The 407-nt window shown below is 55.3% G+C and carries 1 protein-coding gene; it reads right to left on the reverse strand.

The features are described 5' to 3' along the window. Nucleotides 1-407, reverse strand: a 407-nt coding sequence (locus KFE26_RS23690; RefSeq protein WP_212601922.1) for a hypothetical protein, incomplete at both ends; no start/stop codon positions are given.

The raw sequence follows: 407 nt of genomic DNA on the forward strand, positions 1-407 counted from the left end.
TTGCCATCGCTGTCGGTTTGAGTCGCGGTGACCGTAATGGTCTTGCCTTCGGCCACGACCGCAGTCCAGGTAATCACGCCGTTGTTATAGCTGTAGCCCGTTGCAGGAGTGCCGTCGGCGAATGTTAGGGCGTTGCCCACCAGTTTCAGGGTGACATTACTGCTGACACCGTCATTGGTGATCATCAGGTTAATGGTGCCACCTTGGGCAAGCTCAGCGTGGTTAACGTTGACCTGCAGTTGCACGTTGTCAGTACCTAGCTCGGTTTTATTGATGATGCTATCGTTGTTCACGTCATCGACAATCGTGACCACAGGGGCGGTCGCATCAGCGAGGGTGTCGAGCTTGGCGCTGTCAGAGCCTTGTGCAGAAGTATTGCCATCGCTGTCGGTTTGAGTCGCGGTGAC

Source organism: Shewanella sp. M16 (genome assembly GCF_018224605.1).
GTDB lineage: Bacteria > Pseudomonadota > Gammaproteobacteria > Enterobacterales > Shewanellaceae > Shewanella > Shewanella oncorhynchi.